This window comes from Stenotrophomonas sp. SbOxS2 (assembly GCF_013416715.1).
Classification (GTDB): Bacteria; Pseudomonadota; Gammaproteobacteria; order Xanthomonadales; family Xanthomonadaceae; genus Stenotrophomonas; species Stenotrophomonas lactitubi.
This window is the reverse complement of the sequence record NZ_JAAVXD010000001.1, coordinates 302,062-327,633: the sequence shown is the minus strand read 5'-3', so window position 1 is coordinate 327,633 and position 25,572 is coordinate 302,062. Positions and strand designations below refer to the sequence as shown.

20 protein-coding genes are annotated in these 25,572 nt (G+C 66.6%); 16 read left to right on the top strand and 4 right to left on the bottom strand.

From position 1 onward, the window contains the following. Nucleotides 1-98: 98 nt before the first annotated feature. Nucleotides 99-2,177, bottom strand: a complete 2,079-nt coding sequence (locus HFK18_RS01600; RefSeq protein ID WP_180163922.1) for a S9 family peptidase — start codon at nucleotides 2,175-2,177, stop codon at nucleotides 99-101. A gap of 209 nt (nucleotides 2,178-2,386) precedes the next feature. After that, nucleotides 2,387-4,351 carry an oligopeptide transporter, OPT family gene (locus tag HFK18_RS01595; protein ID WP_025873881.1) on the bottom strand — a complete coding sequence of 655 codons (1,965 nt, stop codon included), beginning with the start codon at nucleotides 4,349-4,351 and terminating at the stop codon, nucleotides 2,387-2,389. A 201-nt stretch (nucleotides 4,352-4,552) separates the two neighbouring features. Between HFK18_RS01595 and HFK18_RS01590 the strand changes: the two genes are divergently transcribed. Together HFK18_RS01590 and HFK18_RS01585 are read left to right on the top strand one after the other, a co-directional pair. Next, complete coding sequence (locus HFK18_RS01590; protein ID WP_180163920.1) at nucleotides 4,553-5,701, top strand: heparan-alpha-glucosaminide N-acetyltransferase domain-containing protein; 1,149 nt, start codon at nucleotides 4,553-4,555, stop codon at nucleotides 5,699-5,701. Between the two features lie 71 nt (nucleotides 5,702-5,772). Then, the gene (locus HFK18_RS01585; protein ID WP_180163918.1) at nucleotides 5,773-7,527 is read left to right on the top strand and encodes an oligopeptide:H+ symporter; all 1,755 of its coding nucleotides are present in this window, start codon (nucleotides 5,773-5,775) and stop codon (nucleotides 7,525-7,527) included. 55 nt (nucleotides 7,528-7,582) lie between these two features. Here the strand turns inward: HFK18_RS01585 and HFK18_RS01580 are convergent, their stop codons facing one another. Together HFK18_RS01580 and HFK18_RS01575 are read right to left on the bottom strand one after the other, a co-directional pair. Further along, complete coding sequence (locus HFK18_RS01580) at nucleotides 7,583-9,574, bottom strand: S9 family peptidase (RefSeq protein WP_180163916.1); 1,992 nt, start codon at nucleotides 9,572-9,574, stop codon at nucleotides 7,583-7,585. Nucleotides 9,575-9,743: 169 nt separating this feature from the next. After that, nucleotides 9,744-10,379, bottom strand: a complete 636-nt coding sequence (locus HFK18_RS01575; protein WP_025873889.1) for a LysE family transporter — start codon at nucleotides 10,377-10,379, stop codon at nucleotides 9,744-9,746. A gap of 139 nt (nucleotides 10,380-10,518) precedes the next feature. Here HFK18_RS01575 and HFK18_RS01570 point away from each other — a divergent pair, with 139 nt between their 5' ends. From HFK18_RS01570 to HFK18_RS01505, 14 genes are all read left to right on the top strand, one after another. After that, on the top strand, nucleotides 10,519-11,424 hold the full coding sequence (locus HFK18_RS01570; protein WP_049464713.1) for a LysR family transcriptional regulator ArgP: 906 nt from the start codon (nucleotides 10,519-10,521) through the stop codon (nucleotides 11,422-11,424). A gap of 103 nt (nucleotides 11,425-11,527) precedes the next feature. Next, entirely contained in the window at nucleotides 11,528-12,112 is a 585-nt protein-coding gene (locus tag HFK18_RS01565) for a hypothetical protein (RefSeq protein ID WP_099819359.1), read from the top strand. Nucleotides 12,113-12,190: 78 nt separating this feature from the next. After that, entirely contained in the window at nucleotides 12,191-12,637 is a 447-nt protein-coding gene (locus tag HFK18_RS01560; protein ID WP_180163915.1) for a GNAT family N-acetyltransferase, read from the top strand. 206 nt (nucleotides 12,638-12,843) lie between these two features. After that, on the top strand, nucleotides 12,844-14,535 hold the full coding sequence (gene mqo / locus HFK18_RS01555) for a malate dehydrogenase (quinone) (RefSeq protein ID WP_180163913.1): 1,692 nt from the start codon (nucleotides 12,844-12,846) through the stop codon (nucleotides 14,533-14,535). A 331-nt stretch (nucleotides 14,536-14,866) separates the two neighbouring features. After that, on the top strand, nucleotides 14,867-17,065 hold the full coding sequence (locus tag HFK18_RS01550) for a TonB-dependent siderophore receptor (RefSeq protein WP_180163911.1): 2,199 nt from the start codon (nucleotides 14,867-14,869) through the stop codon (nucleotides 17,063-17,065). A 180-nt stretch (nucleotides 17,066-17,245) separates the two neighbouring features. After that, complete coding sequence (gene mdcA / locus HFK18_RS01545) at nucleotides 17,246-18,889, top strand: malonate decarboxylase subunit alpha (protein WP_180163909.1); 1,644 nt, start codon at nucleotides 17,246-17,248, stop codon at nucleotides 18,887-18,889. A gap of 10 nt (nucleotides 18,890-18,899) precedes the next feature. Further along, nucleotides 18,900-19,220 (top strand): malonate decarboxylase acyl carrier protein, encoded by a 321-nt coding sequence (gene mdcC, locus HFK18_RS01540; RefSeq protein WP_180163907.1) that lies wholly within the window; start codon nucleotides 18,900-18,902, stop codon nucleotides 19,218-19,220. Further along, nucleotides 19,217-20,125 carry a biotin-independent malonate decarboxylase subunit beta gene (locus HFK18_RS01535; protein ID WP_180163905.1) on the top strand — a complete coding sequence of 303 codons (909 nt, stop codon included), beginning with the start codon at nucleotides 19,217-19,219 and terminating at the stop codon, nucleotides 20,123-20,125. Before mdcC ends, HFK18_RS01535 begins: the two co-directional genes overlap by 4 nt. Before the next feature lie 2 nt (nucleotides 20,126-20,127). Beyond that, the gene (gene mdcE / locus HFK18_RS01530; RefSeq protein WP_180164326.1) at nucleotides 20,128-20,832 is read left to right on the top strand and encodes a biotin-independent malonate decarboxylase subunit gamma; all 705 of its coding nucleotides are present in this window, start codon (nucleotides 20,128-20,130) and stop codon (nucleotides 20,830-20,832) included. Further along, nucleotides 20,825-21,475: a malonate decarboxylase holo-[acyl-carrier-protein] synthase gene (gene mdcG, locus HFK18_RS01525; RefSeq protein WP_180163903.1), complete on the top strand. Its 651-nt coding sequence runs from the start codon at nucleotides 20,825-20,827 to the stop codon at nucleotides 21,473-21,475. The genes mdcE and mdcG overlap by 8 nt, the downstream gene beginning before the upstream one ends. Then, entirely contained in the window at nucleotides 21,472-22,329 is an 858-nt protein-coding gene (mdcB, locus tag HFK18_RS01520; RefSeq protein WP_180163901.1) for a triphosphoribosyl-dephospho-CoA synthase MdcB, read from the top strand. The genes mdcG and mdcB overlap by 4 nt, the downstream gene beginning before the upstream one ends. Next, a complete protein-coding gene (mdcH, locus tag HFK18_RS01515; RefSeq protein ID WP_180163900.1) occupies nucleotides 22,326-23,246 on the top strand; it encodes a malonate decarboxylase subunit epsilon in 921 nt (306 codons plus the stop codon). Before mdcB ends, mdcH begins: the two co-directional genes overlap by 4 nt. Nucleotides 23,247-23,363: 117 nt before the next feature. After that, nucleotides 23,364-24,731, top strand: a complete 1,368-nt coding sequence (locus HFK18_RS01510) for an SLC13 family permease (protein WP_100551821.1) — start codon at nucleotides 23,364-23,366, stop codon at nucleotides 24,729-24,731. A 105-nt stretch (nucleotides 24,732-24,836) separates the two neighbouring features. Further along, nucleotides 24,837-25,556 carry a GntR family transcriptional regulator gene (locus tag HFK18_RS01505; RefSeq protein WP_180163898.1) on the top strand — a complete coding sequence of 240 codons (720 nt, stop codon included), beginning with the start codon at nucleotides 24,837-24,839 and terminating at the stop codon, nucleotides 25,554-25,556. The last annotated feature ends 16 nt before the right edge of the window (nucleotides 25,557-25,572 follow it).

Sequence of the window (25,572 nt, the reverse complement as noted above, 5' to 3'; positions counted from 1 at the left end):
TAGGTCGCAACGTGCAGTTGCCGACCAACGGTCGGCACCCACCGGTGAAGCAGATGGCGAAACAAAAGCGCCGCCCCGAAGGGCGGCACCGGTATCGCTTATTCGCCGATGTGCTGCTTCAGCCAGGCGTTGACGGTGTCATGCCACAGGATGCTGTTGTTCGGCTTCAGCACCCAGTGGTTCTCATCCGGGAAGTACAGGAACTTCGACTCGATGCCCTGGCGCTGGGCAGCGGTGAACGCGGCCAGGCCCTGCTCGACCGGAATGCGGAAGTCCTGCTGGCCGTGGATCACCAGAATCGGCTTCTTCCAGTCAGCCACGTGGTTGACCGGATTGAACTTCTCATAGTTCGCCGCCTTCTGGTACGGGGTACCGCCCTGCTCCCACTCGGTGAACCACAGTTCTTCGGTGGCGTAACCCATCATGCGCTGGTCGAACACGCCGTCATGGTTGACCAGGCACTTGAACGGGCTGTTCCAGTTGCCGGCGATCCAGTTGACCATGAAGCCGCCGTAGCTGGCGCCCAGTGCACAGGCCTTGTCACCGTTGAGGAAATCGTACTTCTTCAGTGCCGCGCTCCAGCCCTTCTGCAGGTCTTCCAGCGGGCGATCGCCCCAGTGCTGGCTGATCGCATCGGTGAAGGCCTGGCCGTAACCGGTGGAGCCATGGAAGTCGATCATCACCACGGCGTAGCCCTGGCCCGCATAGGTCTGCGGGTTCCAGCGGTAGCTCCAGCCATTGCCGAAGCTGCCCTGCGGGCCGCCGTGGATCAGGAACGCGACCGGGTAGGACTTGCCTTCCTGGTAGTTGTGCGGCTTGACCACATAGCCATGCACGGTGTCGTTGTTCCAGCCCTTGAACTCGAACTGCTCGTAGTCGCCGAACGACACGTCCTTCAGCACCTCGCCAGCAGCTGGGGTCAGCGCGCGCAGTTCGCCGATCGCCTCGCCAGCGGCCGGCAGCAGGCCGACCAGCACCTGGTCGTTGCTCTTCAGGCTGTTGCGGGTGATCGCCACGCTGTTGCCGGCCACGTCGACAGCGGTGACGCTGCCGTCGCCGATCAGCTTGGTGGCCTTGCCGCTGGCCACATCGATCTGGAACAGCGGGTGTTCGCCGAGGTCATCGGCAGTGGTGTAGATGCTGGTGCCGTCGGCGGACAGGGCGATGCCACCAGCCGAGCGGTCCCACTGCGGAGCGATCTCGCGGGTCTTGCCGCTGGCCAGGTCCATCGCCATCAGGCCGAAGCGATCGGCTTCGAAGCCCGGGCGCTTCATCGCGCGGTAGAACAGGGTCTTGCCGTCGGCGCTGAACACCGGGCCGGCATCCCAGGCCGGGTTGGAGGCGGTCAGGTTGACCGGCGCCTGCTTGCCGGCGGCATCGAAGCGGTACAGGTCGAAGTTGGTCGACCACGACTCCTGCTTGCCGGCCACGCGGATGCTGGCGACCACGCTGCTGCCATCCGGCGACCACGCGAAATCATCATTGCCACCGAACGGCTTGGACGGAGCGTCGCCGTCGATGGCCGCGCTCAGCGCCGAAGCGCCCTTGACCGCACCAGCCTTGGCCGCCGGCAACGGCGCCACGAACAGAGTGTTGCGGCGGCCGTCGTTCCAGGTATCCCAATGGCGCACGAACAACGAATCGAAGACCTTGCCGCTGGCCTTGGCGCCGGCCACGTCCTTCAGCTTCTTTTCGGTGCAGGCCAGGTCCGAGGCGCAGGCCTGGAACACGCCGGCGCTGAACAGCACGCGGTCGTCCTGCGGCGACACGTGGTAGCTGTCCACGTCCACCGGGAAGTCGGTCAGCTGGTGCGGAGCACCGCCAGTGATCGGCAGCGAGTACAGCTGTTGGCTGCCGTTCTTCGCGCTGAGGAAATACACGGTCTGGCCATCGGCCGACAGCGAGGCGGAGTTGACGTTCCAGCCGGCCGGGGTGATCTGCTTCGGCGGCGCCGCGTCGCGGGTGCGCAGGTTGCGCGCGAACAGGGCGGTGCTGGCCTTGAGGTTGGCATCGGTGCTGCGCTTGGCGAACACCACGGTGCCGCCGTCAGCGGTCAGTACCGGCGCGGAGACGCGGTCCATGGCCACCATGTCGCGGATTTCCAGGCCACGGGCAGCGGCGACGCTGGGCAGGGCAGCCAGCAGGCTCAGTGGCAGCAGGGCATGACGCAGTTTCATCGGGGTCTCCGCAGGACGGCAAAAAACCGATGGTAGGCCTGCGCGGCCGGGCCTGCCAAGGCCATCGGTCATGGCCGGGGCCGAGCTGCCGCCAGAAAAAGCAAACCCCGCCGGGGCGGGGTCTGCGTTAGTGCCGGCCGCTGGCCGGCAACCACGGGTATCGCGGCATCCTGGAGTTGCCGGCCAGCGGCCAGCACTACCCGTTCCGCTTACGCCACGGCGCGCTTGCCGGTGCGGTAGATCAACCAGCCGACCAGGAACAGCACGGCCAGGCCGATCCACTGCGCGGCCGGCAGGTGGAACGGCACGGCCAGCACGTCGGCACGGCTGCTGACCACGATCGGCACGGCGATGGCGATACCCATCAGCGCCTCACCGGTGATCAGGCCGGCAGCGAACAGCACGCCCGGCTTGTGCACGCGGTCGCGGCCCTCTTCGTCATCGGCACGCACCTTGTGGAAGCGCTCGACGAGGTAGGAGATCAGGCCACCGAGGAAGATCGGCACCATCAGTTCCAGCGGCAGGTAGATGCCGATCGCCGCGGCCAGCACCGGCACGCGGAAACGCGAGTTGCGCGACTTCAGCCAGCTGTCGAACGCGATGATGGCGGCACCGACCACGGCACCGATGCCGATGAAGGTCCACGGCAGCTCGCCGCCGAACAGGCCCTTGGCCACCGACGCCATCAGGTTCGCCTGCGGTGCAGCCAGCGCATTCGGATGCAGCTCCGACTTGACGCCGATGCCGTAGGCGGTGGCCAGCAGGTTCAGCACCGGGGCCATGATCAGCGCGCACGAGAACGCGCCGATGCCCAGCATCAGCTGCTGCTTCCACGGGGTGGCACCGACGATGTAGCCGGCCTTGAGGTCCTGCAGGTTGTCGCCACCTACGGCGGCGGCACAGCACACCACCGCGCCGATCATGATCGCGGCCACCGCGCCCAGCGGCGCACCGAAGGCACCGACCGGCTGCAGGCCGTCCTTGCCCAGCAGCAGCACCAGCACTGCCGAAGCGAACAGGATGGTGGAGATGGTGATGCCAGAGACCGGGTTGTTGGACGAACCGATCAGGCCAGCCAGGTAGGCCGACACCGACACGAACAGGAAGCCGGCGACGATCATGATGAGGGTCATCGGGATCGACACGTGCCACTGGCCGACGATGGCCTGGTACAGCGCCAGCAGCGGCAGGGTGAACACCACCAGGGCCACCAGCATCCACTTCATCGGCAGGTCGCGCTCAGTGTGCGCCAGCACCGGGCCACCGCTCTTGCGCGCGGCCGCAAAGCCGCTCTTGACGCCGTTGAGCAGCGACTTGCGCAGCGAGATCAGGGTCCAGATGCCACCGATCAGCATCGCGCCGACGCCCAGGTAACGCATCTTCGCGCCCCAGATGGCGAACGCCGCTTCGGTGGATGAGGCGGTGGCGATCGAGGCGGCCAGCGCCGGATCGGTGTTCATGAAGAACGCCTGGTAGATCGGAATGGCGATGTGCCAGGTCAGGATCGAGCCGGACACCACCACGATGCCGACGTTGAGGCCGACGATGTAGCCCACACCCAGCAGCGCCGGCGACAGGTTGGTACCGATGAACGCGGTGACCTTGGAGCTGCCGACATAGGCCGAAGTGGCCCAGGCGTCGGGGATCAGGCGCATGCCGCTTTCCGCAGCCAGCTTCACGAAGGCACCGATCACCGCCGACAGGCCGAGGATCTTCAGGCCCGGGCCGGGGTTTTCACCGGCCTTGAGCACTTCAGCCGCCGCCTTGCCTTCCGGGAACGGAAGCGGGTCTTCGACGATCATCGAACGGCGCAGCGGCACCGAGAACAGCACGCCCAGCAGGCCGCCGAGACCGGCGATGCCCAGCACCCACCAGTACTTGAAGTCCGGCCAGTAGCCCATGATCACCAGCGCGGGGATGGTGAAGATCACACCGGCGGCGATCGACGAACCGGCCGAAGCGCCGGTCTGCACGATGTTGTTCTCAAGGATGGAACCGCCACCCAGCAGGCGCAGCACGCCCATGGAAATGACCGCGGCGGGAATCGCGGTGGCGATGGTCAGGCCTGCGAACAGACCGAGGTAGGCGTTTGCGGCCGACAGCACCACCGCCAGCACGATGGCAAGGACCACCGCGCGGAAAGTGAGCTGCTTGGGCGCAGCGTCATGGTTCATGAAAGCCCCTGCTGGCAAAAAATCCCTGCCACGCTAGCGTTCAGGGGACAGCAAGTCCAGCGTGCCAAAGGATGGGGGCCGAGCATGGAACAGACACAGGCCCGCACCGGCATCGCCAGTCAACCGATGCGGCAAAGCCCGAGTGGGCGCCATGCAAACGATATGTTATAACTTCCGATTGATCCGCACCTGCCCCATTGCATGCCCCCTTCCGCCTCATCCCGGCTGGCCTCCATCGACCAGCTGCGCGGTACCGTGATGCTGCTGATGCTGCTCGACCACGTCCGCGAGACGTTCTTCCTGCAGTACCAGGTGAGCGACCCGATGGACGCGGCCAACGTGTCCCCTGCCCTGTTCGTCTGCCGCCTGCTGGCCCACCTGTGCGCACCGGTGTTCGTACTGCTCACCGGCCTGTCGGCGTGGCTGTACGGCCAGCGCCAGGCCGATCCGCGCCGCGCCATCGCCGCCTTCCTGCTCAAGCGCGGCCTGTTCCTGGTGGTGCTGGAGCTGACCCTGGTCAACTTCGCCTGGACGTTCCAGTTCCCGCCGGACACGGTGTACCTGCAGGTGATCTGGGCGATCGGCCTGAGCATGATCGCGCTGGCCGGCCTGCTGTGGCTGCCGCGCCCGGTGCTGGTGGTACTGGCGGTGGCGCTGGTGGTTGGCCACAACCTGTTGGATGGCATAAGGGTGCAGGGCGACGGCGCCCTGACGGTGCTGTGGAAAGTGCTGCACCAGCGCGACTGGATCGAGGTCGGGCCGTTGAGCCTGCGTACCTCCTACCCGGTGCTGCCGTGGATCGGGGTGATCGCGCTGGGCTACCTGATGGCGCCGTGGTTCGCCGCCGGCAGCGATCCGGAACGGCGCCGGCAGCGATTGCTGTGGGCCGGGCTGGGCGCGCTGGCCGCCTTCGCTCTGCTGCGCTTCGCCAACGACTATGGCGACGCGCCCTGGCAATACCAGCAGACCCCACTGCGCACGTGGATGAGCGTGTTCAACATCACCAAGTACCCGCCGTCGCTGCAGTTCCTGCTGCTGACACTGGGCGTGGGCCTGCTGCTGTTGCGGCTGTACGAGTGGCCGCCGCTGGCGCGTGCACTGCGGCCGCTGGCCGATATCGGTGCAGCGCCGATGTTCTTCTACCTGCTGCACCTGTACGTGCTGAAGCTGCTGTACCTGGCCGCGTTGAAGACCTGGGGCCCGACCCACGGCAGCCTGTATGCACTGGACTCGGTGGCCGGCCTGCTGCTGGTGGCCTGCGCGCTGGCGGTGGTGCTGTATCCACCAACGCGGGCGTTCGCGCGGTTCAAGGCACGGCGACGCGACCTGGCCTGGTTGCGGTATCTGTAGGCATGTACCGGGGCGGCCATCCACGCATGGCGTGGATCTACTGAAAGCGGGCGCGGGCCTATAATTCCGCGATGAATTCCACTGCTATCGCTTCCGACGACTTCCTGGGCCATCCCAAGGGCGTCTACGTCTGCTTCTTCACCGAAATGTGGGAGCGCTTCTCCTTCTACGGCATGAAGGCGCTGCTGCTGCTGTATCTCACCAAATACCACCTGTTCGGCGACAAGGCCGGGTTGGACCTGCTCGGTGCCTATGGCGGCCTGGTGTACTGCATCCCGGTGTTCGGCGGCATGCTGGCCGACCGCTGGCTGGGCATGCGCCGGGCGGTGCTGTTCGGCGGCATCCTGCTGGTGCTGGGTCATCTGGGCATGGCCTTCGAAGGCCACGCGGCGTACCGGGTCAATGGTGAAGTGGTGCGCGACACCTCGGCGCTGGCAGTGACCTACCTGTCGCTGGCGCTGATCATCATGGGCGTCGGCTTCCTCAAGCCGAACATCTCCACCATCGTCGGCAAGCTCTATCCGCAGGACGATCCGCGCCGCGATTCGGGCTTCTCGCTGTTCTATGCCGGCATCAACCTGGGCGCCCTGTTCTCCTCGCTGGTATGCGGCTTCCTCGGCGAGGTCTACGGCTGGAAGTACGGCTTCGGCGCGGCCGGCATCGGCATGATTGCCGGCCTGGCGATGTTCCTGTGGGGCCAGAAATACCTGCAGGGCCACGCCGAACCGCCGCAGCCGGCCACGCTGAAGCAGAAGGTGCTGGGCCTGCCGCGCGAATGGCTGATCTACCTGTGCGCGGTGATCGGCGTGCTGCCGGTGGCCTGGCTGATGTGGGCGGCCGGCAACGGTGCCTTCGCGCTTGGCGGTGAAATCAGCCTGGCGCTGATGCTGATGCTGGTGGTGCTGGGCGGCGTGCTGGTCTGGTTCGCGTGGTTCACCGGCACGAAGTGCACGCCGGTGCAGCGCCAGCAGATGATCGCGCTGATGGTGCTGATCTTCATGGCGCTGGTGTTCTTCACGATGTACGAGCAGTCGTACGGCTCGTGGGTGACCTTCACCGACCGCCTGCTGACCAAGGACATCGTGCCGGCACTGGTGATCCGCGAAGGCTCGCCGCTGCCATGGTCGATCGTGTCACTGCTGCTGGCACCGCTGGGCTTCGTGGTCAGCGCGCGCCTGTCCGAACGCCGCCCCGGTTCATCCGCGCCGCGCATGTTCTTCATCGCCATCGTCGCGCTGATGCTGGTGCTGCTGGTGCGCGACTGCCTGGTGATTCCGCAGACTGCCGGTTCGCTGACCTACCTGGGCGGCCTGTTCCTGGTGCTGCTGGCGCCAGCGTTCGCTGCACTGTGGACGTGGATGGACCGCCGTGGCTGGGAGCCGGGCAAGCCGGTGAAGTCGGCCTGGGGCCTGGTGATCGGCGCGCTGTCGTTCGTGCCGCTGGCGCTGGCCGCGCAGCACGTCGGCGCCACCGGCGAGATGGCCAGCGTGTGGTGGCTGGTACTGGCCTACTTCCTGCTGGCCAGCGGCGAGATGTGCCTGTCGCCGGTAGGCCTGTCGGCGGTGACCCAGCTGGCGGTACCACGGGTGATGAGCCTGATGATGGGCACCTGGTTCCTCGCGACAGCCTTCTCGGAAACGCTGGCCGCGCTGTTCGGAAAGCTGGCGGCGATTGACGTGCCCGAAGGCGAAACACTGGACATGGCCGCGGCCGCCGGTGCCTACGCACACCTGTTCTGGCTGCTGATGTGGATCGGCCTGGGCTGCGCGTTGCTGGCCTTCATCGCCGCGCCGCTGTTGAAGCGGATGATGCATGGGGTGAAGTAACACCCATTGGCGAGTGGCTGCGGCGGCAACCATGGCGGTTGCCGCCGCGTCTGTTTCAGGGTGCCTTGGCTTTGCTCGGAGCCGTCGCGGCGGCTGCCGTACCACCGCCCAGGCTGCGCGACAGGAAGGCAAGCAAGCGGGTGTAGTAATCGCGCTGGTTGGCCGGACTGTAGAAACCGTGCCCCTCGGCCTTGTAGTACAGCGCTTCCACCGGCGTGCCGGCCTGCTTCAGCGCCGCCTCCATGCGTTGGGTATGCACCACCGGTGCGCGTTGATCTTCCCTTCCTGCCGCCAGCAGCACCGGCACGCGGATCTGGGCGGCGAGGTTGACCGGTGACTGCTCGACCAGCTCCTTCGGGCGGCCGACCCATTCGCGCAGGTAGGTCAATCCGGATGCATCATCCTGGATGTCACCGCGGGCGTACATCAACGGCAGGTCATAGACACCGACATAGCCGGCAGCGCAGCGATACAGGCCGGGCTCGCGCACCGGCCCCATCATCGCCGCATAGGCGCCATAGCTGCCGCCGTAGATGCAGATGCGCGCCGGATCGGCCGTGCCCTGCGCGATCGCCCAGCGCGTGGCATCAGTGACATCGTCCTGCATCGCCCGTCCCCACTGCAGCTTCGCGGCCTGGGCGTGCGCACGCCCATAGTTGGCCGAACCACGGTAGTTGACCTGGAGCACGGCATAGCCGGCAGCAGCCAGCATCTGTGCATCCACATCGTACGTTCCGTCGTCGAAGATCCCGATCGGCCCACCATGTGGCATCACCACCATGGGCAGGCCGGTGGCCGGCTGGCCTGCCGGCAGGGTGAGGAAGCCATGCAGCGCCAACCCGTCACGCGCCTTCAGGCTGACCGGTTGGACGACGGCGCTCTGCGCCGGATCGATCCAGTCACTGCGGCTGATGAGGTGGCGCGCCTTCTTGTCGATGGTGTCGTACAGATAGAAGTCGCCCGGGTTGCGCGCGGAGTGCGATTCCACCAGCACCGTGCGGCCATCGCGGGTACTGGAGGTGATGTACACGGGGCCGCCCAGCCCTGCCTCGAGACTGCGGTACAGGCGCGCTTCGGCCGAGGCTTCGTCGAAGAAGCGCGTCCGTGGCACGTCGCCAAGGAACTCGGCTCCCACCGGCACGCGGGTTCCCGGCCGGAAGATGATCCGATGCGGATCGACCACCTCATCGCGCAGTACCACCCGACGCTCGTTGCTCTGCGGGTCCCAACTGACGATTGCATCGGGTCCCTCGGCCTGCTCGGTCTGCAGATAGGCCAGGCGGCCATCAGCAGAGAAGCCGATAGCCGCCTCGATGCGTCGGCTGAGCGCCTCATCGTTCAGCAGCACCCACTCGCTGCTGGCACCTGCGCGGTAATAGAGCTTCTTGTTTGTCTCGTCGGTGCCGGAACCGTAGGCAAAGCGCACCTCACCCTGGGCATCGGTAGTGAATTCCGCCTGTGCGATCGGCGCCCGCGCCACGGCATTGCGGCGACCGGTGTTCACGTCCATCCGCTCCAACTGGGTGAAGGCGTTGGCCGTGAACGGTGTTACCGCAACCAGTACGTTGCGGTCGTCATCCTTCAATTCGTCGGTGAGGAACGCGGCCACCATGCCGGCCGGCTTGACCTTGATGTTGGTGCCCAGGCCGGTTTCAGCCGTGCGGTAGCCGACCAGCAGTTCACCGCCCTTGCCATCGGCGTTGATACCGAACAGTTCGCCGGTGAGCGCGGGGCGATCAAGCACGCCGAACTTCTGCGCCATTCCCACCAGCAGACGGTCATTGCTGACCCAATCAAAGGTGTGGGCATGGTTGTTGCGGGGCGGCCGGAAGGTGCCGACCATCTTCATGTCGGCGATCCTGTAGATCGCCAGCGCAGTGCCGGCCTCGATCGGGACCGTGGCAGCCACGTACTCGCCCCCGGGCGAAATCCTGATGTCGGTAAACGCTTCCTGCCGGAGATAGCGGTCCAGATCGACCTCGCCGGCCCCCGCCGTCGCCCCTCCCACGACCGTGCACAACAGCACGGCAAGCACAGTCCTGCGCATCCTTCCCCCTTGGAGACGGACCCCTTGTCCGCAGGCCGATTCTAGGCAACCCGTCGACGCATCCGCCAGTGGACAGAAAAAACGACGGCACCGTTGCCGGTGCCGTCGTTACCACTACCTTTACCTTGGAGAGAGAGTCAGGACGTGGGTTCGGGGGGCGTGCGCCGGGTCAATGGACCCCGCGCACCGCCAGAGTGAGGGCCAGGATGCTGAGGATCACCGCGATGGTGCCGTCCAGCACGCGCCAGGTGCTGGGCTTGGTGAACAGCGGTGCCAGCAGGCGCGCGCCCAGGCCCTGCGCGGTCAGCCACAGGCAACTGGCGGTGACCACGCCGGCCGCGAAGGCCATGCGTGCATTGCCGAAGTTCTCGGCGATCGAGCCGATCACCATCATGTCCAGCCAGAAGTGCGGGTTGATCAGCGAGAAGCCGACCGCCGCCATCAGCACCGCACGGCGGCTGCCGTCATCGCTGTCGGCTTCGCCCATGCCGCCGCCGCCGGCGATCGCACGGCGTGCGGACTTCATCGCATACCAGGCCAGGAAGGCCACGCCGGTCCAGAGGACGGCGGTGGTCAGCCACGGCAGCGCCGTGGTGAGCGTGCGCAGGCCGGCCACGCTGGCGAAGATGAAGATCGCATCGATGGCCGCACAGGTGGCCACCACCGGCACGATGTGCTTGCGCAGGATGCCCTGGCGCAGGATGAAGGCGCTCTGGGCGCCGACCACGGCAAACAGGCCGATGCCGGTAGCCGCACCACTGAACCAGGCACCGAGGCCGGTGCTGGCGGAGATGACCGAGAACATGGGATTCACTACCTTGTCTTGCTTGGGGGAGCGGTGCCTCGCGAAGGCGGACAGCACCGGAACGGGCGTCATTGTCGCGCCGCAACATAGAAAAGACGAGCTAAACTTACTAAACCAACATTAGCGGAGCTTAATTGCCATGCGCATCGACCATGCACAGCTGCGGGCCCTGGCTGCGGTGATCCGCGAAGGCAGCTTCGACCGTGCTGCGCAGTCGCTCAACGTCACCCCCTCGGCCATCTCGCAGCGGGTCAAGGCACTGGAAGACCGCATCGGCCGGCTGCTGGTCAAACGTGGCACGCCTGCGACCGCCACGGCCGAAGGCCAGCTGCTGGTGCAGCTGGCCGAGCAGACCGCCCTGCTGGAGCACGATGCCCTGCACCGGATGGGCCTGGCCGACGAAGACCTGCCGCAGGCGAGCATCCCGGTGGCGGTGAACCACGACAGTCTGGAGACCTGGTTCCCGCAGGCCGCGCAGCAGTTCGCGCAGGGCACCGGCACTACCCTGGACCTGCGGGTGGAAGACCAGGACCACACCGTCGAGCTGCTGCGCCAGGGCACCGTGCTGGGTGCGGTGACCACCCTGGACGAGCCGGTGCAGGGCTGCCAGATCCACGCGCTGGGCAGCATCCGCTACGCCGCCACCTGTACGCCGGCGTTCCGCGAGCAGCACTTCGCCAAGGGCGTGACCGCACAGGCGCTGGCGCAGGCACCGGTGCTGGTGTTCAACCGCAAGGACGACATGCAGTCACGCTTTGCCCGGCGCATGGCCGGCGCCGACCTGCCCAGCACCGCGCCGACCTGGTGGATTCCCTCCACCCGTGCCTTCGTGCAGGCCAATCTGGGCGGGCTCGGCTGGACGATGAATCCCCTGCCACTGGTCAAGCGCCATCTGGATGCCGGGCGCCTGGTGTATGTGCGGCAGCGCGCGTGGGAAGACGTGCCGCTGTACTGGCAGCACTGGAAGGGCGACGTGCAGACGATGGCCCTGCTGACCCGGGCGGTGCTGGACGCCGCCTCGGCGCTGGTGCAGCGCAGGCGCTGAAAAGAGGACAGCGAGGGGATCAAGTCCTTCTTGCCATAAACGACTTGATCCCTACGTCCCCTTTTTGTGCAAGCATCGGCGCAACCGACGAGGGGGCTGGCTGATGGAAACCGAACCGGTATTCCTGCATATCCGCGTGGTGATGGGGATCATCCTCGGCCTGTCCATCACCACCCTGCTGAAGGGGTTGGCGCAGATCATCGAGCACCCGCAGCGACGTGGCTGTTCGGCGCTGCACCTGTGCTGGGTGATGTGGACGCTGGTGTCGCTGGTCACCTTCTGGTGGTGGGAATTCCGTCTCGTCGAAGTGCACCGCTGGACGTTTGAAACCTATCTGTTCGTGATCACCTACAGCGCGACCTGGTTCCTGCTGTGCGCGCTGCTGTTTCCCGACGATCTGCGCGACTACGGCAGTTACGGCCACTACCTGATGCAGCGGCGGCGCTGGATCTTCGGGGTGATCGCGATATTGACGCTACTGGACCTTGTGGACACCGCGATCAAGGGAGGAAGCCGATGGCGGCTGCTGGGGGATGCCTACCCGTTGCACACGGCGCTGATGCTCATCGTTGCGGCGCTGGGATGGCATCTGCGCAGCGCGCGCATGCAACTGGTGCTGGCCGCAGCGACACTGGCCTATCAACTGGCCTACTTCGCGGCGGAATACTTCACCATCGGCAGTGATTGAAGACCGCCGCCGTCTCCATCCAATCTCCATCCGGGGCGTCCACAATCATGTGGTTCCATTCGACCACAGGTCTCCCAGATGACGATCCACTACCGCGATGCCCTCCCCGATGATGCCGCTGCCTGCATCGACCTTCGTGGGTGCACCCGCGAGAACGCCTTCAGCGCCGCGCAGCTGGCCGAACTGGGCATCACCGAAGAGAGCTGGGCCGCAGGCATCGCTGATGGCGATTCGATTGGCCGCGTCGCCTGGGAGGGCGAGCGGATGGCCGGCTACTGCTTTGCTGACCGCGAAAGCGGCGAGGTGCTGGTGCTGGCCCTGTTACCGGACTACGAAGGCCGTGGCATCGGCCGGCAGCTGCTGCTGGAGGTGGTCAGCCTGACCCGCGATGCCGGACACACCCGCCTGTTCCTGGCCTGCTCGGCAGACCCGCGTTCGCGCTCGTATGGCTTCTATCGGCATCTTGGCTGGAAGGCGACCGGCGAGATCGACGAGGCCGGTGACGAGATTCTTGAACTGTCTTGACGCGCGTCGCTGGAAACAGCCGCCGGGCATGGCCCGGCGCGACCGGGGATGGGGTAGAACGCGCAGGACGGATGCTGCGTTGCATCAAAATCGGACCAGAAGCGGTTAAAATTGCCACTGGAATGCTGCAAGGCGTTGTTTCTTCACGCTCTTTCTCTGCTTCTTGCGCATCCTGACCCCTTCCCCCCGCCAACGATTCCGCCCCCATGAAGAAATTTGGCAAGGCCCTGCTCGCCCTGCTCGTGCTGCTGTTGCTGGTCGCCGCACTGTTCCTGTACTGGCCGCTGACCCAGCGCTCGGTGCCCGCCGCGAGCAACGACAAGCCCGTCGATGTGGTGCTGGTCGGCGCCGGCATCATGAGCATCACCCTGGCCACCTACCTGCAGGAACTGCAGCCGGACTGGAACATCCAGGTCTACGAGCGCCTCGACAGCGTCGCCGGTGAAAGCTCGGACGGCTGGAACAACGCCGGCACCGGCCACTCGGCATTCGCCGAACTGAACTACACCCCGGAACTGCCCGATGGCAGCATCGAGACCAAGCGTGCGGTCGGCATCGCCGAATCGTTCGAGGTCTCGCGCCAGTTCTGGTCGCACCAGGTGAAGGAAGGCCGGCTGAGCCAGCCCAGCGACTTCATCAACCCCACCCCGCACATGAGCTTCGTCTGGGGTGATGACAACATCGCCTACCTGCACAAGCGCCAGCAGGCGCTGGTGAAGAACCCGCTGTTCTACGGCATGCAGTACTCCGAAGACCCGGCGCAGATCAAGCAGTGGGCACCGCTGCTGATGGAAGGCCGCGACCCGAAGCAGAAGGTCGCCGCGACCTGGATGCCGCTGGGCACCGACGTCAACTTCGGCGTCATCACCCGCCAGCTGACCGCCGGCCTGCAGCACAGCCCCAACTTCGGCCTGCACCTCAACCACGAGGTCAGCGCCCTGCGGCAGAACGCGGACAAGAGCTGGAACGTGACGGTGAAGGATCTCAAGGCCGGCACCGAGTCCACCACCCACGCCCGCTTCGTGTTCATCGGTGCCGGTGGCGCCGCGCTGAAGCTGCTGCAGATGTCGGGCATCCCGGAATCGAAGGACTACGCGGGCTTCCCGGTGGGCGGCCAGTTCCTCGCTTTCCAGGGCCAGGACGTGACCTCGCGCCATGGCGTGAAGGCCTACGGCATGGCCGAAACCGGTTCGCCGCCGATGTCGGTGCCGCACCTGGATGCGCGCAAGCTGGATGGCAAGCCGGTGGTCCTGTTCGGGCCGTTCGCGCTGTACAGCACCAAGTTCCTCAAGCACGGCTCGTGGTGGGACCTGTATTCGTCGGTCAACCACAACAACGTCGGCCCGATGCTGGAAGTGGGCAAGGACAACCTGGACCTGGTGCAGTACCTGATGGGCCAGGCGCGCCTCAACGACGCCGATCGCCAGGCCGAACTGGTCAAGTACTTCCCGAACGCCAAGCCGGGCGACTGGAAGCTGGTCACCGCTGGCCAGCGCGTGCAGATCATCAAGCGTGATCCGCTGAAGGGCGCGGTGCTGCAGTTCGGTACCGAGATCGTGACCGACAAGGACCACACCCTCGCTGCGCTGCTGGGTGCCTCACCGGGCGCCTCGACCTCGCCGCCGATCATGCTCGACCTGATGGCCAAGGCCTTCCCGGAACAGATGAAGGCCGGTTGGGAAGCCCGCCTGCGCGAGATCGTGCCGTCGTACGGCCGCAAGCTCAACGACAGTGCCGCGCTGACCAACGAGATCCGCACGCTGACCAGCCAGACCCTGCACCTGCCCTACCTGGACGTTCCGGTGGAAGCAGGCGCGACACCGGCCCTGGCACCAACGGCCGCGCCGGCCCCGGCCAAGGAAAAGCGCAACGCCAACGAGGAACTGCAGGCGCTGTAAGCCTGCGGTTGCCATTGGACGGAAACGGACGGCCACCTTCGGGTGGCCGTCTGCGTTTGTGTCGCACCCACCTGTAGAGCCGAGCCTGCGCTCGGCTGCTCCTCGCGGTTGCCGACAGCCGAGCATGGGCTCGGCTCTACAGAAATCCCTGTCAGGCGCCGACAAACCCGTGCGCAATGACGCGAATTGTAATGTTGTTAAGAATTATTTACATTTGCGTCCTGCGCAGTGACCGCGCCGCTCCCAGATGGACCTGATGTGCCCGAAGCCGCCGCCCGGGTGCTGGACGACTGTTGCCGCCCCTTCCCCGCCTTCACGCTTCGAGCCCGCCATGTCCCTGACTCTCCGTACCCGCCTGCCCCGCCGTGCGCTGCTGCCGGCTGCCCTGCTGTCCTCCCTCGCCGTGGTTGCACCGTCGGCGTTCGCCGAGGTCGCTGCCGACGCCTCCGACGCCAAGACCCTGGACCGGGTAAGCGTGCGCGCCGAGCAGTCCGCGCCGCCGTCCAGCACCACCCGCCTGCCGATCACCCTGCAGGAAACGCCGCAGTCGTCCACGGTGATCGGCCTGCAGCGCCTGCAGGACGAATCGTTGTTCAGCCTCAACGACGTGATGCGCAATGTCACCGGCGTCAGCGTGTCCTTCTATGACACCCAGCGCCCGCTGTACTACGCGCGCGGCTTTGCCATCACCGATTTCCAGGTGGACGGCATCCCCACCTACAGCGGCTCGACCAACCAGGAATACGACACCGCCTTCTACGACCGGGTGGAAGTGATCCGCGGCGCCAATGGTCTGCTCAGCGGCGCCGGCGTGCCGTCGGCCACGGTGAACCTGCTGCGCAAGCGCCCGGGCAAGGAGTTCGACGCCTCGTTCTCGGTCAGTGCCGGCAGCTGGGACTACCGCCGCATGGAGGCGGACGTGACCGCGCCGCTGACCGCCGACGGCCGCTTCCGCAGCCGCGTGGTCGCCGCCTACACCGACCGCGATTTCTATTACGACCGCTACAAAGAGAACAAGATGGCCGGCATGGCCGTGCTGGAAGGCGATGTGACCGACAGCACCACGGTTACCGTCGGCTACCAGACCCAGGACAACAACCCGGTGGGTTCGACCTGGGGCACTGTGCCGTTCTTCGACAGCAAGGGTAACTTCGCGCATCTGCCGCGCTCGACCAACCTGGCACCGAAGTGGAGTTACTGGCAGCGCGAGACCAGCACGGTATTCGCCAACCTGGAACAGCGCTTCGGTGAGAACTGGCTGCTGAAGATCAACACCGCCTACACCCGCGGCAACGTGCAGAACATGCGCCTGTACGGCACCGGCAATCCCGACCCGGTGACCGGCGCGGGCATTTACCTGCGCACTGCCGCCGGCGATTCGGAAGACACCCGCCGCAACGTCGACGCCTACCTGACCGGCACCTTCAACCTGTGGGGCCAGGAGCACGACGTGACCGTGGGCGCACAGTGGGCCGACCTGGAAGGCACCACCAATACCCTGGCGCTGAACTACCCGCGCGATTGGGCGACCTGTGGCCGTGAGCGCTGCTACTACATCCCCAACGTGCACACCTGGGATGGCGACATCTCCGAAGTGACCTACACCCTCACCGGCGCACGCCGCGTGGCCAAGACCACGCAGAGCGGTTTCTACCTGGCCACCCGCCTGCGCCTGGCCGGCCCGCTGGCGCTGATCGCCGGCGCACGCCTGAGCCGCTGGCAGACCCAGACCCGCGCCTACAACGCCGCCGGTGCCTACACCGCCACCAGCGGCGCGTACAAGGTGAGCGATGAAGTCACCCCGTACGTGGGCCTGGTGTACGACATCACCCCGAACGTGGCGGCCTATGCCAGCTACACCGAGATCTTCAACCCGCAGAACTACAAGGACCGCAACGAGAACCTGCTGGCTCCCGTGCAGGGCTCGAACCTGGAAGCGGGCCTGAAAACGCAGTGGTTTGATGGCCGTTTGACTGCCAACGCAGCGATCTTCGAGGCCAAGCAGGACAACTACGCGGTGCGTGACATGGGCGTGCCGGAAGGCTCACTGAGCGACGGCAGCTCGGCCTACATCGGCGTCAACGGCACCAAGGCGCGCGGCTGGGAAGTGGACGTCAACGGCGAGATCCTGCCGGGCTGGACGGTCAATGCCGGATATACCCACGTCAAGGTGACCCGCGCGGCCACCGACCTGCTGTACGCCAATCCGGCCGAGAACCTGCTGCAGCTCAATACCCAGCTGCAGCTGCGCGGCGCGCTGGAGCGCCTGAGCATCGGCGGTGGCGTGCAGTGGCAGAGCAAGGTGCAGGGCTACAACATCCCCTACCCGGTGGGCGTGGGCACCACGGTGACGGTGAACCAGCCGGCGTATGCGCTGGTGCAGTTCAACGCCAACTACCGCATCAGCGACAACTGGACGGCGACGCTGAGCGTGCGCAACGCGCTGGACAAGACCTACTGGGCCAACCTGGACTACAACAACTACGGCGAACCGCGCTTCGTGGCGGTCAGCCTGCGCTGGAAGTTCTGAGGCGCGCAGCGGAAACGGTGGGTGCCGACCGTTGGTCGGCCGACGCTCCGCCACGACCAACGGTCGTGGCCCACCTGAATGGGCCCGCCTCCGCGCGGGCCTTTTCTTTGCTGCGCTGCGGGTTGCACATGCCTCCATAATTATGGCGTAATTATTTCAACGCCATTCGGAAGTCCGTCGATGAACCCGAGCTGGGACACGCTGGAGCGGGGCCGCCAGGCGCGGCTGGAGCGCGCCGCGCCATGGGCCAAGGGCCACGAGGTGGCGGCCGGCGACATCGCCGATCTGCTGCACGCGCTGCTGGAGCCGGGCGACAAGGTCTGCCTGGAAGGCAACAACCAGAAGCAGGCCGACTTCCTCGCCCAGGCGCTGGCCGACCTCGATCCGGCAAGGGTGCATGACCTGCACATGGTGCAGTCGGTGCTGTCGCTGCCCTCGCACCTGGATGTGTTCGAGCGCGGCATCGCCTCCAGGCTGGACTTCTCCTTCTCCGGGCCGCAATCGGTGCGGCTGGCCAACCTGGTGGCCGAAGGGCGCATCCAGATCGGCGCCATCCACACCTACCTGGAACTGTTCGGCCGCTACTTCATCGACCTCACCCCGCGCGTGGCACTGGTCGCGGCGCAGGCCGCCGACCGCCACGGCAATCTCTACACCGGCCCCAACACCGAAGACACGCCGGTGATCGTCGAAGCCACCGCGTTCGGTGGCGGCATCGTCATCGCCCAGGTCAACGAGATCGTCGACATCCTCCCCCGCGTCGACATTCCTGCCGACTGGGTCAACTTCGTGGTGCAGGCGCCGCGCCCGAACCATATCGAACCGCTGTTCACCCGCGACCCGGCGCAGATTTCCGAGATCCAGGTGCTGATGGCGATGATGGCGATCAAGGGCATCTACGCCGAGTACGGGGTGAACCGCCTCAACCACGGCATCGGTTTCGATACCGCGGCGATCGAACTGCTGCTGCCGACCTATGCCGAATCGTTGGGGCTGAAAGGCAAGATCTGCCAGCACTGGGCGCTCAATCCGCACCCGGCGCTGATTCCGGCCATCGAATCGGGCTTCGTCAAATCGGTGCACTCGTTCGGCTCGGAACTGGGCATGGAGAAGTACATCGCCGCGCGCGGGGATGTGTTCTTCACCGGCGCCGACGGTTCGATGCGCTCCAACCGCGCGTTCTCGCAGACTGCAGGACTGTATGCCTGCGACATGTTCATCGGCTCCACGTTGCAGATCGACCTGCAGGGCAACAGTTCCACCGCCACCCGCGACCGTATCGCCGGCTTCGGTGGCGCGCCCAACATGGGCTCGGACGCACGCGGCCGCCGCCACGCCAGCGACGCCTGGCTCAAGGCCGGCCAGCAGGCCGCGCGGCGGGGCGAAATGCCGCGTGGGCGCAAGCTGGTGGTGCAGATGGTGGAAACCTTCCGCGAGCACATGGCGCCGGCCTTCGTCGACCGCCTCGATGCCTGGGAGCTGGCCGAACGCGCGGCCATGCCGCTGCCGCCGGTGATGATCTACGGCGACGACGTCAGCCATGTGCTGACCGAGGAAGGCATCGCCAACCTGCTGCTGTGCCGCAGTCCGGAAGAGCGCGAGCAGGCGATCCGCGGCGTGGCCGGCTACACCGCCGTGGGCAGGGGCCGCGATCGCGCGATGGTGGAAAACCTGCGCGACCGTGGAGTGATCCGCCGCCCGGACGATCTCGGCATCAACGTGCGTGACGCCAGCCGCGATCTTCTTGCCGCGCGCTCGGTGAAAGACCTGGTGCGCTGGTCCGGCGGTCTGTACGACCCGCCCAAGCGCTTCCGCAACTGGTAAGGGGCACGCCATGGAAACCCTCGACTATCGATTCGACGGCACGACGCCTGTGCGCTTCCCCACCGATGCCGTGCTGGTGGGCGTACTGGCTTCGGGCAACCTGGAAATCCTGCTGGAACCGGCCGACCTGGACGGTGCGATGACGGTGCGCATCATCACCGCCGCGCGTGGCTTCGGCACGGTATGGCAGGCGGTGATCGCCGACTTCGCCCAGCGTCACCCCCTGCGCGATGTACGCGTGTCGATCAACGATGCCGGCGCCACACCAGCCGTGGTCAGCCTGCGCCTGGACCAGGCGGTTGAGACCCTGCATGCCGGAGGCAAGCCATGACGCACGCGCAGCGCAACAGCTATTACGAAGCCGATGCCCGCGCGCGCATCGCCGGGCTGCTCGATGCGGGATCGTTCCGCGAATTTCTCGGCCCGGCCCAGCGCGCCATCAGCCCGCACCTGGCGCAGCTCGACCAACCAGCCGCCTTCGACGATGGCATCGTCGTCGGCGAGGGACGCCTGCGTGATAAACACGTGCTGGTGGCCGCGCAGCAGGGTGAATTCATGGGCGGCGGTGTGGGTGAGGTGCATGGCGCCAAGCTGAGCGGCCTGCTGCGCCGCGCGGCAGACACCCATCCCGATGGCGTGCTGCTGCTGCTCGATACCGGTGGTGTGCGCCTGCATGAAGCCAACGCCGGCCTAATCGCCATTTCCGAGATCATGCGCGCCACCTTGGGTGCGCGTGCGACGGGGGTGCCGGTAGTGGCGCTGATCGGCAGTGGCAACGGCGCCTTCGGTGGCATGGGCATCGTCGCCCGCTGCTGCAGCACGGTGATCATGTCCGAGGAGGGGCGGCTGTCGCTGTCCGGTCCGGAAGTGATCGAGACCGTGCGCGGCGTGGAGGAATTCGATTCGCGCGACCGCGCATTGGTGTGGCGGGTGACCGGCGGCAAGCACCGCTACCTGATCGACCAGGCGCAGGTGCTGGTGCCCGATGCGATCAGCGCCTTTGCGCAGGCGGCCTTTGATGCACTGCAGCCAGACACCGCCAGCGCCGACACCGACGCAGCGCTGGCCGCGCTGCAGGCACGCCACGCCACATTGAAAGCGCGCGTGGAAGCATGGGGCGACTGCAACGATGGACTGCAGATCTGGGCGCGCCAGGGCATTGCAGATCCAGAACGCCTGGCGCTGCTGGAAACCGATGCCTTCCTTGCCGCCACCGCGCACCGGAGCCTGCCATGAGCATGCCATTGACTACGCTGCTGGACGCGCTGTTCCCGCGTGGCCGCGCAATCACGGTGAACGATTCGGTACTGACCGGATCAGCGACCACCGACGACGGCGAGGTGACCGTGATCGGCACCACCGACAAGATCGAAGTGGGCGTTGACCATGCGCTGGTGCTGGCCGACACCGTGCTGGCCAGCACCGCTGCACATCCGCAGCGTCCGATCGTGATGCTGGTCGATACCGCCGGCCAGCGCCTGGCGCGCCGCGATGAACTGCTGGGCATCAACGGCTACTTCGCCCACCTCGCACAGACCCTGGACCTGGCCCGCCGTCGTGGTGCGCGCCTGGTCACGCTGGTCTACGGCGAATCGGTCAGCGGTGGCTTCCTGTCGTTCGGGTTGATGGCTGACCACATCCATGCCCTGCCCGATGCACAGGTGCGGGTGATGGACCTGCGCGCGATGGCAAGGGTGACCAAGCAGCCGCTGGAAAAACTGCAGGCGCTGAGCCTGACCTCGCCGGTGTTCGCGCCCGGCGTGGAGAACTATGTGGCGATGGGCGCAGTGCAATCGCTGTGGGATGGTGATCTGGCGCGTCACCTGCTGGATGCACTGCGCGCACCCGCCGACGGTGACCATCGCGCGGCGCTGGGCGCCGAACGCGGTGGCCGCACATTGGCTGCGCAGGTGGCCATTGCCGTGAGCCAGGGCAATGCCTGAGCGGCCTGCCCGGCATACGCTGGTCTGGCTGTCGGTCGATGCCGATTGGCGGGCCGACGTGCCCACGCACGAACCGCGCCTTGCCGCGTGGCTGGCGCACGGCTTCCCTGCCGTAGTGGCACGTCGTGCGGCGGATGATCCCGATCCGCGCCTGCGACTGGGCGTTCCACTGCCACCGGCCGAAGGCAAGCAGAGGCTGTCGTTGCGCGTACCGCTGCACGACGTCGCTCGCATGCACGCACCGCCGGCATTGAGTGAGCTGCTGGCGGCAGGCGACGCCGTGGTTCCGCAGGCGTGGCAGCAATCGCTTCACGACCTGCAGGCACTGGCCCCGGCCCGTGTGTTCGGCGCCTTCGCCTGGCAATGGCTGACCGCCCTGCCCTACGTGCATGAGCGTTCGGACATCGACCTGCTATGGCAGGTGACCGATGCCGCGCAGGCCGAGGCACTGATCGCGCAGTTGCTGGCATGGGAGAGCCGCCATCCGCATCGCCTTGATGGCGAGCTGTGCCTGCCCGATGGCGGTGCGGTGAACTGGCGCGAACTTGCCGGCCGCAGTCGGCAGGTGCTGGTGAAACGTCTGGATGGAGCCGCATTGGAAGCGCGCGATGCGCTGTTCGACAAGTGCGAGGTGACCGCATGATTGCCGCCCGCAAGCAGTTGCCCGCACACGGCACGATGGTAGACAGCGCACGCCTGGGACGGCTGGCCATTGCCAGCCTGCACACCGAGGTGGCCTGCGCCCCGAAACCGGGCCTGGTCACGCCGTTCAACAGTGGCAGCCATGACGACATGGATGCCAGCACGTTCCTGCGCAGCCTGTTCGCCCTGCGCCACTACTTCACTGCGGTGGCCAGGGCCGGTGCCGCGGGTGCCCCCTTCACGGTGCTGCGCGATCACGGCATTGCCGCCGAAACGGCCATGCTGGCCGCCACCGCCGGCATCAACACCCATCGCGGCGCGATCTTCAGCCTTGGCCTGCTGGTGGCCGCCGCTGCTGAGCGCAGGCGCGTGCATGGCCATGCTGTATCCGGCGCACAGGTGTGTCTGGCAGTCCAGCAGTGGAACGACGCGCTCATCGCGGCACCACTGGACCCGCACAGCCCGGGACAACGCGCGCGCGCACGCCATGGGGTCAGCGGCGTACGCGAGCAGGCCGCCGCTGGTTACCCGGTGCTGCGCGAGCTGGCCCTGCCGACCCTGCGCCATGCGCTGCACAGCGGCCTGCCGCGCGACGCCGCGCTGTGCCACACGCTGATGCAGCTGATGGCGCAGGTGGACGATCTGAACCTGCTGCACCGTGGCGGCGCCGAGGGCCTGCGTTGGGCGCAGCAACAAGCGAGCGCATTCCTTTCCTCGGGCGGCGCCTTCGCGCTGGACTGGCGCATGCGCCTGCAGTCCATGGGCGATGCGTTCGTGACGCGTCGGCTCAGCCCGGGTGGCAGTGCCGATCTGCTGGCCTGCGCCTGGTTCCTGCTGCAGCAGGAGGGCGTATGAGCCTGGCCCTGCTCTGCCCCGGACAGGGTGCGCAGCATCCGGCGATGTTCGACCGCGTGCGTGGCATCGCCGCTGCACGCGCGGTACTGGACGCGGCGGGTGATGTGCTGGGACGCGACGTGTTCGCTGCCGCAGCCGCCGACGACCGCTTCGACAACACACAGGCGCAACCGCTGCTGTGCGCCGCCAGCATCGCGCAATGGCATGTCCTGCGCGACGCCCTGCCGAGCCCGATCGTGCTGGCCGGGTACAGCATCGGCGAACTGGCGGCGCACGCCATTGCTGGCAGTTTCGATGCCAGCACCTGCCTTTCGCTGTCGGCCCAGCGCGCGCGCCTGATGGATGCTGCCAGTCCCGCCGGTGCGGGCATGCAGGCCATCCTCGGCCTGGATCGACAGACGCTGCAGCCGCTGTGCGACACGTACGGCGCGCACGTGGCCATCGCCAACGGCGCAGATCACTTCATCGTTGGCAGCACGCAGCAGGCACTGAATGCGCTGGCCGCTGCCGCGCACGCGCAGGGCGCGGAGGTGCGCCCGTTGCCGGTGCATGTGCCGGCGCACACGCCACTGCTGTCGGCGGCAGTCGCACCGTTTGCCGCGGCGCTGCAGGCGACCACCCTGCATGCCCCTCGCCTGCCACTGCTGGCCGGCATCGATGCACGGCCGGTGCGCGACACCACGATGACGGTGCATACGCTGTCCGCACAGCTGGCGCAGACCATCGAATGGGCACAGGTGATGCGCCAGGCCTTCGAGCGCGGCGCGCGCGTGTTCCTGCAGCTGGGCCCGGGCAACGCGCTGGCACGCATGATCGCGCCGGCCTATCCGTGCTGCGAGGTGCGCGCGATCGAGGAATTCCAGAGCCTGGACGGCGCGGCGGCGTGGGTCCGCAGCGCGCTGCAGCGGCTGCAGTAGCGGGGTTGAGCGGTAGCGGGTTTGAGCAGTACGTAACGCGCAGTACGTAACAGGCCATACCCCGGGATGGCGGGCTTCCATCCGTGCAGTACGCGAATCAGGTGTCTGGGAGGGCGCATGACTCCACAAATTGCAACGATCATCGGTCTGGTGATCATGTTCATCGTCGCCACCGCGATGCCGATCAACATGGGCGCCGTCGCCTTCGCGCTGGCCTTCATCGTCGGCGGTCTCTGGGTCGACATGGGGGGCAAGGAAGTCCTCGCCGGCTTCCCGGGTGACCTGTTCCTGACCCTGGTCGGCATCACCTACCTGTTCGCCATCGCGCAGAAGAACGGCACCATCGACCTGCTGGTGCATTGGGCGGTGAAAGCAGTGCGCGGCCATATCGTGGCCATTCCGTGGGTGATGTTCGTGATCACCGCCGTGCTGACCGCCTTCGGCGCGCTGGGCCCGGCCGCAGTGGCGATCATCGGTCCGGTCGCACTGCGCTTTGCCAAGCAGTACCACATCAACCCGCTGATGATGGGCCTGCTGGTGATCCATGGCGCGCAGGCGGGTGGCTTCTCGCCGATCAGCGTGTACGGCAGCATCACCAATGGCGTGGTGCAGAAGGCCGGGCTGGAAGTCACCGAGATGGCCGTGTTCCTGACCAGCCTCGGCTTCAACTTCATGATGGCCACGATCTGCTTCTTCGCCTTCGGCGGCATCGCACTGCTGCGTCGCGGTTCGATCACTGCGGCGGGCACGGTCGGCACGGCGGAACTGGCGATGGCCGGTGGTCCGCAGGCCTCGTCGCGGCAGTTCGCCATCGAAGGCCACGGTGCGCTGGTCGCGGCCGGTGGTGGCACCCTGTCCAACGATCCGGTGGCACTGGACGCGGTGGGCCTGACCCGCGAGCGGTTGTTCACCCTGATCGGCCTGCTCGGCCTGGGCGTGGCCGCACTGATCTACAACCTCAACGTCGGCCTGGTCTCGATCACCGTTGCGGTGGTGCTGGCACTGCTGTCGCCGCAGAGCCAGAAGGGTGCGGTGGATGGCATCAGCTGGTCCACCGTGCTGCTGATCTGCGGCGTGGTCACCTACATCGGCGTGCTGGAACATGCCGGTGCCGTGGACTTCATCGGCCACGGTGTTTCCAGCATCGGCATCCCGCTGCTGGGCGCACTGCTGGTCTGCTACGTGGGTGGCATCGTCTCCGCGTTCGCCTCGTCGGCAGCAGTGCTTGGTGCCACCATTCCGCTGGCCGTGCCATTCCTGATGCAGGGCCATCTCAGCGCCGCCGGCGTGATCTGCGCGCTGGCCGTGTCCTCCACCATCGTCGATGTCAGCCCGTTCTCGACCAACGGCGCACTGGTAGTGGCCTCTGCCGCGAAGGAAGAACGCGAAACGCTGTTCCGCCGCTTCCTGGTCTACAGCGGCCTGGTGGTGGCATTCGGCCCACTGCTGGCCTGGCTGGTGTTCGTGGTGCCGGGCTGGATGTAACCAGCCAACGGTAGTGCCGGCCGCTGGCCGGCAATCTCATGAAGCCATCCAGCGATCATGGGTTGCTGGCCAGCGGCCGGCACTACCTGGCGTTACACTTTCCGCATGGCCATCGCTCCCGCTCCGCGTACTCCGAAGAAGCGCGCCCCTCTGTACGAAGAGGTGGCCGAACACGTGCGCGAGCGGATCTACGACTACCGCCTGCCACCGGGCGAGTGGATCGACGAACCGGCGCTGTGCGAGGAACTGGGCATCAGTCGCACGCCGTTGCGTGAAGCGCTGAAGCTGCTCGCCGCCGAAGGCCTGGTACAGATCGATGCGGGCCGCGGTGCGCGGGTCACCCGATTGACGCTGGAAGACCTCAACCAGCTGTTCCCGGTGATGGCGATGCTGGAAGGCCGCTGTGCGCATGAAGCGGTCAAGCACATCGACGACGCCGGCGTGCAGCAGCTGGAAGAACTGCACGCGGCAATGGAAACGGCGGCCGCAGACGGCAACATCGCCGAGTACTACCGCAACAACTACCTCATCCACGAGACGGTGCAGCACTACGCCGGCAACCCGTGGCTGATCCGCATCACCCACGACCTGCACCGTATCCTGAAGATGCATCGCGGGCGCCAGCTGCTGGCCCCGGGCCGCACCGCGCAGTCGCTGGCTGAACACCGCGAACTGATGGAGTGCTTCCGCCAGCGCGATGCGGCCGGCGCCGAACGCACGATGGAGCGGCATCTGCTCAGCCAGGGCCAGGCCTTGGCCGCGTATGTGGCCAGCGGCGGATTGCTGAACGTGCCTGCGCCGTTGCCGACCGAAGGCGGAAGCTGAGTTCATCGGGTTGCCG

Coding starts and splice junctions, on each gene's coding strand:
- HFK18_RS01600 (WP_180163922.1), bottom strand. CDS start 2,177: ATGAAACTGCGTCATGCCCTGCTGCCACTGAGCCTGCTGGCTGCCCTG.
- HFK18_RS01595 (WP_025873881.1), bottom strand. CDS start 4,351: ATGAACCATGACGCTGCGCCCAAGCAGCTCACTTTCCGCGCGGTGGTC.
- HFK18_RS01590 (WP_180163920.1), top strand. CDS start 4,553: ATGCCCCCTTCCGCCTCATCCCGGCTGGCCTCCATCGACCAGCTGCGC.
- HFK18_RS01585 (WP_180163918.1), top strand. CDS start 5,773: ATGAATTCCACTGCTATCGCTTCCGACGACTTCCTGGGCCATCCCAAG.
- HFK18_RS01580 (WP_180163916.1), bottom strand. CDS start 9,574: ATGCGCAGGACTGTGCTTGCCGTGCTGTTGTGCACGGTCGTGGGAGGG.
- HFK18_RS01575 (WP_025873889.1), bottom strand. CDS start 10,379: ATGTTCTCGGTCATCTCCGCCAGCACCGGCCTCGGTGCCTGGTTCAGT.
- HFK18_RS01570 (WP_049464713.1), top strand. CDS start 10,519: ATGCGCATCGACCATGCACAGCTGCGGGCCCTGGCTGCGGTGATCCGC.
- HFK18_RS01565 (WP_099819359.1), top strand. CDS start 11,528: ATGGAAACCGAACCGGTATTCCTGCATATCCGCGTGGTGATGGGGATC.
- HFK18_RS01560 (WP_180163915.1), top strand. CDS start 12,191: ATGACGATCCACTACCGCGATGCCCTCCCCGATGATGCCGCTGCCTGC.
- mqo (WP_180163913.1), top strand. CDS start 12,844: ATGAAGAAATTTGGCAAGGCCCTGCTCGCCCTGCTCGTGCTGCTGTTG.
- HFK18_RS01550 (WP_180163911.1), top strand. CDS start 14,867: ATGTCCCTGACTCTCCGTACCCGCCTGCCCCGCCGTGCGCTGCTGCCG.
- mdcA (WP_180163909.1), top strand. CDS start 17,246: ATGAACCCGAGCTGGGACACGCTGGAGCGGGGCCGCCAGGCGCGGCTG.
- mdcC (WP_180163907.1), top strand. CDS start 18,900: ATGGAAACCCTCGACTATCGATTCGACGGCACGACGCCTGTGCGCTTC.
- HFK18_RS01535 (WP_180163905.1), top strand. CDS start 19,217: ATGACGCACGCGCAGCGCAACAGCTATTACGAAGCCGATGCCCGCGCG.
- mdcE (WP_180164326.1), top strand. CDS start 20,128: ATGCCATTGACTACGCTGCTGGACGCGCTGTTCCCGCGTGGCCGCGCA.
- mdcG (WP_180163903.1), top strand. CDS start 20,825: ATGCCTGAGCGGCCTGCCCGGCATACGCTGGTCTGGCTGTCGGTCGAT.
- mdcB (WP_180163901.1), top strand. CDS start 21,472: ATGATTGCCGCCCGCAAGCAGTTGCCCGCACACGGCACGATGGTAGAC.
- mdcH (WP_180163900.1), top strand. CDS start 22,326: ATGAGCCTGGCCCTGCTCTGCCCCGGACAGGGTGCGCAGCATCCGGCG.
- HFK18_RS01510 (WP_100551821.1), top strand. CDS start 23,364: ATGACTCCACAAATTGCAACGATCATCGGTCTGGTGATCATGTTCATC.
- HFK18_RS01505 (WP_180163898.1), top strand. CDS start 24,837: ATGGCCATCGCTCCCGCTCCGCGTACTCCGAAGAAGCGCGCCCCTCTG.